The sequence below is a fragment of the Chitinophaga filiformis genome (assembly GCF_021646545.1).
GTDB lineage: Bacteria > Bacteroidota > Bacteroidia > Chitinophagales > Chitinophagaceae > Chitinophaga > Chitinophaga filiformis_A.
Window position 1 is genome coordinate 118,347 of sequence record NZ_JAKIRP010000001.1, and the last position, 13,445, is coordinate 131,791.

Here is a 13,445-nt window from a genome sequence, read left to right on the forward strand (position 1 = left end):
CTACTGTTCAGGATATCCTGGATTTTGATGACCTTTCAAACTTGGATTGTTCTTGATATCACTGGTTGGCAGCGGAAATAGCGACTTATACGATTGCCATGGGTGCCCTTTCATTTCACCAACCTTCATCATCACTGAATCGATTTTACCAGTTCTTTTTAGATCAAGCCATCTATGTCCCAATTCTGTAAAAAGCTCAACTTTTCGTTCATGACGGATTATCATCAATGCTGATGTCACATCCATTAATTCTATTTCATTCAATCCAGCCCTTTTTCTTAACGCGTTTATGTCGTCTTGTGCCGAGTTACCTCCATTGACAATTCCTTGCTCAGCCCTCGCCTCTGCTCGAATAAGGTATTGTTCAGCTAAACGCAGCATCATTGTTGATTCTATTAATGGTTGCCCTGCCTGCCAAACTTTATATTTGAAAGCAAATGGGAATAAAACTCCCTCTACGGTTACTGTATCAATCCAAGATTTCCTACGAAGATCATTTAGTTCAAATGAATTATATAAATCACTAGTAATAAATACAGGTTTACTGTCCGGATTGGGTCCTGCAGGAATAAATAACCCTGGATCTCCAGACAAAACAAAAATCGTTGCATCCAAAGTGTTGTAACCAAAAGATGTCGGCTGAATTTGCCAAATCGCTTCCTTACTGTTATTTAGAAATGTATTTTCGAGATTTTCCAACTTGAACATACTTGTTTCATTAATTAGCAGACTTGACTTAATCTCGGCCTCTTTCCATTTTTTCTCATACAAATACACCCGGGCCAACAAAGCATTCGCCGCATAAGAATTAGGCCTGAAACGCAAGTCCGTTGGTGTTAGAATGTCAGCATTGACATATTCTTTTGACAGATTTTGTTCGGCGAACAAAAGATCTACTTCTATTTGGTGATACACATCCATACTCGCCGCCCTAGCAAGAGTAGATGTCTCTTTTATGTCAGTTGTTAATGCAAGAGGAACGTCACCATATATATTTACCAAATAAAAGTACTGCAACGCCCGAAGGAATCGGAGTTCACCAATTAACCGACTTCTCACGTCGTCAGTAACACCTTTCGACCGTGTTATACCTTCCATTGCTGAATTTATCTTGAATATGTATGCATAAAAATTACTCCATAACCCGGCATCATCAGTAAGGAGATTATTCAAATAGAAGCTGTTAATTACATCAAAATCATTAGCAACTGAACCAAGTTCATCTGAGGATACCCCAAGAAGAAGCGACAATGAGGTTCTCCCGTTAAAATTGCTATTTGCTCCCCAGGATGCGTATATGCCAGTCACAACGCTCGCAGCTTTTTTGTTGCTGCTATAAATTTCTTCTCCAATAATTTCATTAATCGGAGGCTTAACCTCGAGTATCTTGCTACATCCGGCAAAAAACATTATTATTATCATCAAGCTTATAGCGCCTGTTAGACACTTTTTCACAAACACTAATTTTCCCGAGTTCATTTGGCAATGTTTTAGAGTTATAAAGTGATTTGCAATCCAGCAACGACCATTCGCAACGGAGGTAATTGACTTCTAGATTGAGTTTCAGGATCAAGTCCTTTGTATGATGTAAGCGTTAAAACATTCTGAGCATTAATAAATATCCTCGCCTGTTTCAGTTTTAATTTATGAAGCGATTCTGCTGATAATGAATATGCAACAGATATGTTCTTAAGTCGAACAAAAGAGGCATCAGTAAGATATTCATCACTTTGAGATCTAAAGTTAATCGCTCTGCTGTATTCGCTCGGGGTACCAGAACCAGGTACATAAATTTTTTGTATATCAGTTTTATCACCTTCTTTTCGCCATCTGGATAAATATTCAATTGGCAGATTACTTTGACTTCCCGGTAATGTATAGGCAATGACAGGATTTACTCCATTTTGCTTTACAAACTGAATAAAAACATCTAAAGAAAACCGGCCAAAAGTAAATGCATTCGATAATCCTCCATAGAATGCTGGTATTGTCCTGATTCTAAGATACTGCCCTCCATCTAACCTACTTGGATCTTCAGGATCTTCCGTTATTTTTCCATCATTTGTTTCAAATTGATATTTCCCGGTTTGAGGATCTACACCTGCAAACTTATAAAACCTATCATTCCCATAGAATGGTTTACCAATTTCATAAGAGCTGTAAAATATTGAGTTCTCGAGCCCCGGGAATGATATTAATTTATTGTTGTTCCTTGTTATATTGAATGAAGAACTCCAAGAGAATTTGCTTGATATTATATTCTTAGTATTAAATGTACCTTCAATTCCAGCATTCTGAATGAGTGCCGGCAAATTATACACAAAGTTACCGGGCCCTGAAATAGATGGTAATGGATATGACAACAGCTGATTGCTTGATCTATTTCTAAAGTAACATACACTAAAGATTATTCGGTCCTTAATAAAACCGGTTTCTAATGCAGCTTCAAGCTTTTTTGTTGTTTCCCATTGATAATATGGATTAAATAGTCCCGTTGTAGTGTATCCTCTGGTACCTTGATAAATATCAACACCAGATACTGCTTGATATCTTTCTAGGTATTGATAATTCCCTATGCCATCATTACCCGAACTCCCGTAACTAACCCGCAATTTTCCGAAAGACATAATAGGCAGATGTTCTTTAATAAAATTTTCCTCAGAAAATATCCATGCAAGACCTAAAGAACCAAAATTTCCATATTGCTTTCCTGGACCAAATCTGCTACTACCATCTCTTCTTGCATTGATGTTAATAAGGTATTTGTTCTGCCAATTCAAACTCACCCTTCCAAACAAAGCAAAATATTTATATTCAGAATAATTATTTCCCAATTCGAAGATTGACGCAGAACTAAAGTTTTTTAGAAGCTCGTCTGACTCAAATCCATATGCCGTTATAGATTGATCGCTTAAAACACTTCTCTGAAAAGAAGTTCCAAACAAGCCATTAATTTTAAGTCCTCTATGCGTGGTTTGTAAAACTAACTGAGGCTCGATGCTAATATTGTTACTCGTCGTATTATTAGACGAAGCCACCGCTAATTCGCTTGCTTGTTCTGGTGGCTTCGCCGCGAAAGGAGATAGTCTACGAAAAGAACTACCACTCAAATCATTGTAAGACACCTGCGCTTTGGCAGTTAAATAGGGAAGTATTTGATAGCTAATATCTGCAGCTGATAATAAATTTTTGACCTTGGCTTCATATGTTTTTAAAAGTTCCGCATATGGATTGTCCCAACTGCTATTCCCAGATACAAGAGGAGCCCAGTTTAAAGATCCGTCTTCATTGTATCCTTTTGGTGCGGATGGAGGCAAAGTCAGCGCCCGTGAGGTAAAATCTATACCAGGTAATGTATTATTATCTACCATATAACTTGCACTAAACATCGCTTTAAAGCGATTGTTGTTTGTGCTTGTTGTTAGATTGAAATGTACATTCACTTTCTGATCCGAGTTTGATTTCGGAAATACTGTTGTTTCACGGTGATAATTTCCTCCAAAAAGATATTGAGTGTTATTAGAGCCTCCTGTGGCCGTTGCTTGCAAATCAGTATACTTCGCCGTCCCTCCAATTAACTCTTTTTGCCAATCTGTAGATCTTGTGCTATCCCACAAGTTTAAATCTGCGTAGGTTCGAGTTGCCGGAAGTGAAGTCATGTCGCGGTTACTATTGAGGAAAGCCTCTCTTCTAATTTCATAATATTGTTGCCTATCCAAGAGTTCGACTCTTTTTGTAACAATTCCGACGCCTGATTTTGCATTAATGGTTGTTGTCACATTTCCTTTCTTTCCTTTTTTGGTTGTTATTAGTACTACCCCATTTGCACCTCTGCTTCCGTAAATAGAAGTAGCATCCGCATCTTTTAGAATATCAATTGATTCTATTTCGTTAGGGTTAATGAAGTTCAGAGCCGAAAAGTCCGGAAGACCGGAAAATCCTAATCCTCTTATAGTTGCTACGATTGGCAATCCGTCGATTACAATCAGTGGATCAGCATTTCCTTGTCCTGGGTCTCGTAGCGTGTTTCTTCCTCTAATCTGAAGCGATAATGACCCGCCGGCCAAACCTGTTGTTGGGGTGATCTGTAAACCCGCCACTCTACCTTGTAGAGCATACAAAGGATTATTTATAGGCTGTTTTTCAATTTCGTCTGCCTTTATACTCGCAATATTTCCAGTATTTAACCGTTTTGTCGTATTTCCATAAGGAATCACAACGATCTCGTCTAGCTCTCCTACCTTTTCCTTTAATTTGATTTCACCAACAGTAGCTCTTCCTCTAACAGGTACTTCCTCCGAAAGAGACGACACATTCGAAATTACAATCCATGCATTCTCTTTTACATCATTCAGCACAAAATCTCCATTCGGATTAGTTATAGTGCCAATCTTACTATTCCTCACCACCACCGTCGCTCCAATCACCGGTGCCCCTTTCTCATCCACCACCTTACCCGTCACCGTTATAGTCGCTACCGTATCGCCCTCAATCCGCTCTTCTGTAATCGGCTTTTTTTTAACCGCTATCGTATTCTCACTCACCTCTACCCACGAAAACCCTCTCGCATCCAGCAACTCATGCAAAACACTCTCCACCGGCTTGTCCCTAACGTCAATGGTTACGTTCTTATGTGCAGCCAAATCCACATCCTGGAAATAAATATACAGACCGCTCTTTTTCGAGACTTGTCGTAGCACATCTGCCAATGTAGAATTCTTAACAGTAAGACTCACAGGCTTCCCCTGTTTCGGAGCGGCATAGCCTTCAGAATAAAGGCAAAACATAACAACCATACAGCAGTATAGGAATGCACGGTTGAGTTTGACAATCTTTTGCATAGTCACACAGCAATTTTGGTTAGTAAAATGGTCGGTCGCGTTGGCCCAATAAGCCGTGTGTAATGCCTCTTGCATTACAATACGGAATAAACATCCTGTGCACAGTGAGAGCAGGACGCAGATTAGTCTGGTATGTTGCTCTGTCTTGAGTGCGACAGTGAAGATGTCTATGGTTACTGGGAAGAATTTCTATGATAAAAGTTCTACGCGTTGTAGGTACCCCCAACGAGTTGTCTTAGTTGATTTCAAAGGCATAGCAAAACTTCAAACATTCAGATTTGATATTGTTCCCAATAATAAAAGTAAAATTTAACAGTAAGGTAACGTCCATAAGCAAACTTTTTTCTGAGAAATTTTCGCAGTGCTAGTCCTTATTAATTTCGTCCTGTCTACAGATTGGTTTTTCAAAAAGGTAAAAAATGAGCCATTGGGTATTTGCCTCCCCAAAACTCTAGTGACGTATTCCGATTATTTTATTTATTATAACACGATATTATTTTCAATTGTTCTCAAAAAATAATGTTGTTGCACGCATAAAAATGTATTACCTTTTAATTAACTTCAGCCGGAACTGACACGCTCAGTACCAAAGAATGCCAAGTGATCATCCATATTCCCTCAAATCTTTTCCACTTAAAAGCCATTATAAATTTAATATACCAGGTTTGTTATCCTACTTTGATAACCGGCCTGGTAAACTATTTGTGATACGTACCTAAACCAATGAATTACGACAGTTATAGTAACTGCCTGGACGGAATATGAAAGGGGAAAGTCTAAATAAGGAAGCCGACATCCTACAACGTCTGAAAAAGGGAGATGAATCTGCCCTGCGAGAACTTGTCGACCTATACCGACCACAAATGCTCATGGAAGCATACTATGTCATCCGGGATATGGATGAGGCCGAAGATATCGTTCAGGAAGTCTTCATTCGTTTCTGGAACGTAAAAGAGAAGGTGGAGCTTAAACCTTCACTCATGGCCTACCTGTTAAGAGCTACCCGCAATGAAAGTCTGATAAAGCTCCGAAAAGATAAAACAAGAGGCAAAAGACAGGACCTATACAGCTACTTTCAGGAATCCAGCACGCAGATGAAACCGTTCGAAAGCGCGGAGCTCGCAAAACAACTAAAGAACGCCATGGAATATATTCCACCTGCCGCCCGCAAATCTTTCGTAAAACTCTACCTCGAAGACAAAAGCCAGAAAACAATAGCTGCTGAACAGAATATCAGCCTCCAGGTAGTAAAAAATAATATCAGTAAGGCATTGAAAATACTGCGGGAAAAGCTGCACACCGTAAAAATATTCTAGGAACGGACGTTACCTGGTACCTACTAATTACTTTATATATTGGAAATGAAGACGAATCTCGAAGATATTAGAATATTGGTCTTAGACGAAATATCCGGAAACCTTTCTGAAGCCGGACGAGAAACACTATTCCAGGAAATATCAGTGAATGAGGATGCCAGGGCTATGCGGGAAGACATGCTAAACGTATTAACTACCCCTGAAGTACAGGATTATCTGAAACGCCAACCATACGAGGATCCCGCAGACAAGATCATCAACCGTATACACCGCCAGAAACGTAAAAAAGTTGTTGCAATAAGTACATTGACAGCTGCCGCTGCCGCCGCTGTGATCGCATTACTAACTATTCCAACTTTTTTTAGATCAGAATACTCAGGGAAAACAGATAACAATGTTAACATAGCGCAAACCGCTACTAACAAACAACAGATCCAGTTAAAAATGGCAAACGGCCAGGTCATCACACTCAACACTGATACCAGCCAGGTAGTCGCCGGTAATGCCGTACTCAAAACACACAATAAAACACTCACATATACCACTACCGCCACCAGCGCCGCCGAATTTGCGACGCTTACCGTTCCCGCCGGGAAAGATTATACCATACACTTATCCGACGGTACACAGGTACAGCTGAACGCTGCGACCTCCATCCGTTTCCCGCTCGCTTTTAAAGCTGGAAACAGAGAAGTGTATATCAACGGAGAAGCCTATCTCATGATTGCTAAAAACGCCAGCCAGCCATTTATTGTGCATCTTCCCAATTCCACCGTCCGAGTACTCGGTACTGAATTTAATGTCAATACCTACGACAGCGGTGTAGCCCGAATCGCATTAGTACAGGGCGCCGTTAAAGTGATCAGCAAAACAGATAGTCTTCAACTGACTCCAGGCCAGGAAGCGGTCTATTCCTCCAATAAGATCAATACCAGGTCTTTCGACGAAACAGATGTACTCAGCTGGAGACTGGGGAAATTCCTCTTCAGCAATGCCAGGTTAGACGAGGTATGCCGGGTGATCCCCCGCCTCTATGGTATCTCCCTGGAACTGGATAACAAAGAAGTTGCCGGCAAACGTTTCACAGGTGTCATAGACAGACACCAGCCGGTTGAAAACGTATTAAAGGCCTTAAAAGCTACTAACGGTATAGATTATTACACAGATAAAAATGGAGTATTCCATATCAAATAATCAACCATTAATCTTGTTTATCGCCATCTCTACACCTCATCCAACGTTTATCAGGTTAACCATTTAAAGATTCCCTTTTCGTTCCCCAACAATGTGAATTCACCTTCATCCATTGTATCCCCATTCCCCGGCATGCCCCTCCGCGCATTCAGCCCATATATACATATTCTAATATTTATTACTATCTTGTCATAAATGCCATATCAAACATCGTAAACGGGGCAATTAAATATTTCACTATCAATTAATTAACGTTCGGGAGAAATCATTTACCTATGAAAAAGCTGTTCTCTATCCTTGTGACTTCGGTCGCACTTTATTCCTGTAGGTCTACAAATCTTGTCTATATCAGGGTCCAGCAACCGGCGCCGGTGACCATATCCCCCGATATCAAAAATGTGGGGATCGTTAACAGAAGTACCGTTGCAGACAAAAACAAAGCCCTGGACATCATTGATAAAGTACTTACCGTGGAAGGCGATAGCCTTGACAGAAAAGCCGCCCAGGCAGGCGTTATCGGACTTGCCGATGAACTGATCAAAAATAACAGGTTCACTAATGTCACCGCTTTCAATAGTATTGACCTGCGGACAAACGTGCCCGGACAATTTCCCGCGCCACTGACATGGGACGTAGTTGAAAAGATCTGCCGGGAAAAACATGTGGACGCACTGTTCTCTCTGGAACTGTTTGACACCGATTCAAAAGTGAGCTATGCCGCCGTTCCGGTATCAATGAAAACACCGCTGGGCAGCATCCCTGGTATCGAACACCACGCCAACATGCTCACTACCGTGAAAACCGGCTGGAGGATCTACGACCCGGTGGAGAAGTCAATACTGGACGAATATGCAATTGCCAAAGACATCACCTTCACAGGAAAAGGAATTAACCCCGTAGCTGCTGCCGGCGCCATCATCAACCGGAAAGAAGCTGTACTCGACGTCAGCAGGAAAACGGGGCAGGATTATGCGTTTAGATTGATCCCTTACTGGATCAGGGTGACCAGGGACTACTACGTGAAAGGAACTGACAACTTCAGCACCGCTAAACGTAAAGCGCAAACAGGCAACTGGGATGGTGCTGCCGAATTATGGAAGAAAGAAACAAACTCCTCCAGTGCCAAGATCGCAGGCAGGGCATGTTACAATATGGCGATCATCTGCGAAATAAACGGGGAGCTGGATAAGGCCATAGAATGGGCGCAGAAGGCTTATGAGAACTATAATAACCGTCTGGCACTGAAATATGTCAACATGCTTAAAAACAGAAAAGCAAACAACAGTGTGCTGCAATATCAGCAGCAAAGCTAAAGTGCAAGGTGTATGGGATAGCGAACCTGTCCCATACACATGTCTTTTTAATACATTCCCATCACAACGCCTCCCCGTTAATATCCGTCGTCAACACATCACTCATGTAATCGAAAAACGGACGCATATGCTTAAACGTCTGATTCGCTTCTTTAAGAAACTCACCACTCAAAACCACTTCATCCGAAAAATTCCGGATCAAAAGAAATTGCTTGTGACGCAACAGATCAATCCCCTCATGATCTGCAGCAAACCCCTTCGGAGCAGTTTTCAGCTGTTCCCCTCTCAGCTCACCAAATGTCGAAACAAACGACTTAGCCTTCAGAATTTTTCGTAACGGAGCCGGATCAAATGCAATGTCTTCCCTGATCCGCTTAAGATCTTCTGTACTGGGCCCAAAGAACCCACCCGCAATAAAGCTATTGCCAGGCTCAATATGGAAATAATATCCTCCCCGGCGATACTTGGTCGCACGCTTAAAACTACCGCTCCAATGCGTCTTATAGGGCGTTTTATCTGCCGAGAAACGGGTATCTCTGTAAATACGGTACAGACTTTTCTTACCGGAAGGAGTTTCTATCTCGTCATGGGCACTCAGCGCCTGCAGTAATGCCTCCGCAAAGTTCTCTACAATGGCCAGCTCATTCAGGAAAGTATCCTTATGTGCGTTAAACCATTCCCTGTTATTATTCTTTTTTAATTTATTCAAAAAGTCAAAGCCTGATGGAAGTAATAATGCCTGCTTGGCCATAAGATCCGGTTTAAATATCTTTGCAAAGATACTAACACGAAAAACGATATTTCGCTAATCCACACACTAATTGCGACATATCACAAAAAAACGGCCCGCAGGCAATCCACTATTGCACTGTCTGCCAGTCACTTATCCAATGGCATTCCCCTTGCCATCCCTACTAACACTCTAATACTTACCACTATGATTCATCTATCAACCTTGGGCCTCATCCACACAATAATCGGCGTGTTGGCCCTCATCCCCGCATTTATATCACTGTTTAGCTTTGGCGTGATCGCCCCCCAGAAGAGATCCGGAAAAATCTATATTGTGCTGACCGCATTAGCCTGTCTGACCTCATTCCCGATCATGAGCAGCGGACATTTATCAGCTGGACATTTCCTGGCGGTTATGATCCTGGTAATGCTACCGCTGGCATATTATGCGTCTTCAATAAAATTATTCGGGCAGAAATGGCAGTACATCCAGGTAGTTCTAATGTCGCTTACATTATTCTTCTCCCTGGTACCTGCATTCACAGAAACGCTTATACGCGTGCCCTTAGGGCATCCATTTGCAACCGGACAGCAAGATCCCGCACTTCAACCCGTTATGGGCGTACTCGCCCTGGTTTTTGTCGTGGGTATATGCTATCAGCTGTACAAATTGAAAGCACAAAACAGGAAACTTCAGTCAGTATAAATACAAAGGAGTAGCAGGCGGCCTGCTACTCCTTTATCAAAATACTTTCAACTACTATTGATAATTCAACACACCATACCTGAAGAATGCTGTATTAGATCCGTTCCTATATACCTGCACAAATGCATCCCGCTCACCTGGCCGTTTCACCGGTAATATGCCATAGTTAGTGGCCCCTTCCATAGAAGCGTAATTACCGACATAGTCAAATGAAGATCCGGTAGACCTGTATAGGATCATATTAAGTATACCACTCCTGTTCCAGCATTGTACAAAGTCTGTTTTACCATCACCATCATAGTCAAGCGGCACTAATCCAACATTGCCATACCCCTGAGGTGACGTACCACTATGCACGGTGGAATAACCACTACCGTTGGAGCCGTGCACCATAATACCAAGCGCTCCGCCATTATTCCAGCATTGGATAATATCTGTTTTACCATCACCGTTCCAATCAGCAGGAAAGAAGCCCACATTATTCGATCCGATATTGGAAGGTACATAAGCGCCTGCATCGTAATAGGAAGATCCATTGGAACGGTAAACGATAATGCCTAGTTTACCACCGTTGTTAAAGATTTGAGCGATGTCTGTTTTACCATCACCATCCATATCTACAGGAAGAAGACGAAGATTACCAGAACCCTGGTTCATCGTGCCATCCCAGCTCCTGGTAAAGGAAGATCCATTGGAAATGAATGTAGTAAACGCCATTCTACCGCCATTATCCCAGGCCTGGATCAGATCACATTTACCATCTCCGTTCACATCGCCTGCTACCATACCGACATTGCCCGATCCGGCACCACCCATGCTGAGTTGATCGCTGATCACGTTAGTGCCTGCACCAGCGATATTATGCACCAATACCGCCAGATTACCATTATAATCCCAGGGATGGATGACATCTGTATACCCATCTCCATTAAAATCACCGCTTACATAGCCAATCGTGCTCATACCAGCAGTAGTTGTAGCATTGGCGGTCTCGCCTAACAATGGATTTTCGCTGTCGTACATAACGTAAGCCTCCCAGCTATTGTTGGCAATAAGATCATAACTGATCCAGCCATAACCGTTCAGTCCCCAGAACTGTGTCCACTGATTGAGTATTCTGAAAGCCCGGCGGGAATCATCATATCCAACAATTACAACAGCGTGCCCACCACGTGAAGTACCGGAAAGGTCGTCATAGATTTCATTGCCAATGCCCAGGTTGTCAAAGTCCGGGAATACAGGAAAGCCCAATAATACCGGCTCACGATTACACAGGTGTACGCGGATCTCTTCTACACTGCGGGTAGGGATCGCTGACCAGGTGGCATTCCTGAAGTAAAAAGCCTGACGGCGCTGGTCAAGGTTGGGAGTATTTTGGAAACCGTAGTCATCGAACGGATTATAGGGCATGACATCCAAAGTAGAAACACCCTGGTTTACAACAAGGTTCAATGCATCGTTGAAGTAAGAACCGCCACCGCCTGGTGCGTTACTGTAGTGGGTCTGGCTGTACACATACTGAGGACTGAACAGGTGATTAGCAGACGTCAATGGCCAGCCAATCTCCGCTCTTTCATAGAAGCTTTTGGCGCCATAGGCTACAGCCCAGCTGACGCAACTTCCCTGTATGCCCTGGTCTCCTGGTGGAGGGAATAGATAAGCGATGTCTACTGCGGGACAAAGGGCGAGTGTTCTGGCGCCTTGCAAACGGTCTTCGCGGATTAACTTTCTGTATGCAACAGAATCACGGAAAAGTGCTCCCACGGTACGGGCTTTTGAAGGGGAAGCAGGTGCATCCTTGTGGGTTTCTTTGGCTGTGTCTTTTTTACAACCAAACATGACTGCTGATATGCAAAGCAGCAGCACGCAGATTTTTGTTTTCATCTGACTTTTGGGTTTTATGGATTATTGATTATGGGAAATAATATAGGGTTCTGTTTAGGTATATTTAGAGGGTGAATAACGGGCTTTACAATGGTAATTTACTGAGATTTCAGGAAAAATGAACAAATAGTTTTCATGTGGCGCAACAGCATAAAAACCAGGTTATCGCAGGCGGCATATACCATCATGTTTTCATCTCAAAACACTTAATTTGTCAACGATGATCTTCTTATCAGCTTTCGACTTTGCCAGTTCCAAAGCCTGCTCAAAATGGACAATCGCCTTTCTATCATCAATACCCGTATAGAGCTCTCCTAAAAGCGAGTGATACAAATGATTATTATCCAATTTCAATTTTTCTGCTTCGGCAATGGCTATCGCCTTTCCCTGTACCTTATACGATGCAAATGTCCGGTTCAAAGCAGTAATAGGAGAGTATTCTATTTGCAGCAAATGGTTGTATAGCTGTAAGATATTTTCCCATTTTTCTGCGCTGTCAGCCTGATGGGTATGCCAGTACGCTATGGCCGCCTGGTAGTGGTATTTGGATATTTGCCCTGCTTCGAAAGCCCGGTAAAGATAGGATTTACCTCTTTCAATCAACTCCTGGTTCCAAAGACCTTCATTTTGCTTTTCATATAAGATGTAGTCCCCATCTTCATCCAGCCGGGCATCAAATCTCGAGGAATGAAAACACATCAATGATAGAAGTGCCTGGATAAAGGGCAGATTAGTTGCTTTATTAGAAGCCAGCAAATAGGTTAACTGCATAGCTTCAAGACAAAATTTTTCTTGCAGCTTAATATCTTTCTGCGTCGAAAAATAACCTTCGTTAAAGAGCAGGTACAATGTTGTTGCAACTGCTTCCAATCGGCCGGTGATCTCCGAGGGTGCAGGAAATTCAAGTTTGATATGATCCTTTCTTAATTTTTCCTTAGCCCTGAAAAGCCGCTTATTGATAGTTTCCTTATTCGTCTGGAACGCATTTGCAATTTCATCAATGCCGAATCCGCAAAGTAAGCGTAGGGACAATGCTATCTGTGCTTCTGATGGAATAGAAGGATGGCAAATGGCAAACATCATTTGCAGCTGACTATCCTCTATATTTTTGTGGGAAAGATCCAGTTCCAGCTCCACATCTGCTGATGAACTGTTTACAATTTCAGCCTGAATTTTCTGCCGGAAAAGGTTGTTCCTTTTCAAATAATCTTTCGTCCTGTTTTTTGAAACCAGATAGATCCAGGCAGTGGGATTTTCAGGTAGCCCTTTCAGGCCCCAGGTCTCACAAGCCAGCAAAAACACATCGCTTACAATATCTTCAGCTATTTGAATGTGTTCCAGTCCAAAAAGCTTGCACAGTACCGAAACAATTTTCCGGTATTCGGTTTTAAATAACGCTGATACCACTTCCTGTTCCATGACAATGATCTCTTCAATACTACAAATGTACTCGTAGTAT

General features: G+C 42.2%; 9 protein-coding genes. 4 read left to right on the plus strand and 5 right to left on the minus strand.

Translation table 11 applies throughout. The features are described from left to right. Positions 1-1,479: a RagB/SusD family nutrient uptake outer membrane protein gene (locus tag L3C95_RS00510; protein ID WP_236384092.1), complete on the minus strand. Its 1,479-nt coding sequence runs from the start codon at positions 1,477-1,479 to the stop codon at positions 1-3. A gap of 17 nt (positions 1,480-1,496) precedes the next feature. Continuing rightward, positions 1,497-4,841 (minus strand): SusC/RagA family TonB-linked outer membrane protein, encoded by a 3,345-nt coding sequence (locus L3C95_RS00515; RefSeq protein ID WP_236384093.1) that lies wholly within the window; start codon positions 4,839-4,841, stop codon positions 1,497-1,499. Between the two features lie 761 nt (positions 4,842-5,602). On the opposite strand from L3C95_RS00515, the gene L3C95_RS00520 reads away from it, so the two are divergent. The 3 genes from L3C95_RS00520 (at position 5,603) to L3C95_RS00530 (ending at position 8,664) form a co-directional block, all read left to right on the plus strand. Continuing rightward, complete coding sequence (locus L3C95_RS00520; protein WP_262915811.1) at positions 5,603-6,157, plus strand: RNA polymerase sigma factor; 555 nt, start codon at positions 5,603-5,605, stop codon at positions 6,155-6,157. A gap of 45 nt (positions 6,158-6,202) precedes the next feature. Continuing rightward, entirely contained in the window at positions 6,203-7,351 is a 1,149-nt protein-coding gene (locus L3C95_RS00525) for a FecR family protein (protein ID WP_236384095.1), read from the plus strand. A 275-nt stretch (positions 7,352-7,626) separates the two neighbouring features. Further along, entirely contained in the window at positions 7,627-8,664 is a 1,038-nt protein-coding gene (locus L3C95_RS00530; protein WP_236384096.1) for a DUF6340 family protein, read from the plus strand. 61 nt (positions 8,665-8,725) lie between these two features. On the opposite strand, the gene L3C95_RS00535 is transcribed toward L3C95_RS00530, so the two are convergent. Then, positions 8,726-9,415 carry a DUF2461 domain-containing protein gene (locus L3C95_RS00535; protein ID WP_236384097.1) on the minus strand — a complete coding sequence of 230 codons (690 nt, stop codon included), beginning with the start codon at positions 9,413-9,415 and terminating at the stop codon, positions 8,726-8,728. 186 nt (positions 9,416-9,601) lie between these two features. Here L3C95_RS00535 and L3C95_RS00540 point away from each other — a divergent pair, with 186 nt between their 5' ends. Next, positions 9,602-10,102, plus strand: a complete 501-nt coding sequence (locus tag L3C95_RS00540) for a hypothetical protein (protein WP_236384098.1) — start codon at positions 9,602-9,604, stop codon at positions 10,100-10,102. 54 nt (positions 10,103-10,156) lie between these two features. On the opposite strand, the gene L3C95_RS00545 is transcribed toward L3C95_RS00540, so the two are convergent. Beyond that, positions 10,157-11,986 carry an FG-GAP-like repeat-containing protein gene (locus L3C95_RS00545; protein WP_236384099.1) on the minus strand — a complete coding sequence of 610 codons (1,830 nt, stop codon included), beginning with the start codon at positions 11,984-11,986 and terminating at the stop codon, positions 10,157-10,159. A gap of 192 nt (positions 11,987-12,178) precedes the next feature. Continuing rightward, positions 12,179-13,405: an RNA polymerase sigma factor gene (locus L3C95_RS00550; protein ID WP_236384100.1), complete on the minus strand. Its 1,227-nt coding sequence runs from the start codon at positions 13,403-13,405 to the stop codon at positions 12,179-12,181. Between the last annotated feature and the right edge of the window lie 40 nt (positions 13,406-13,445).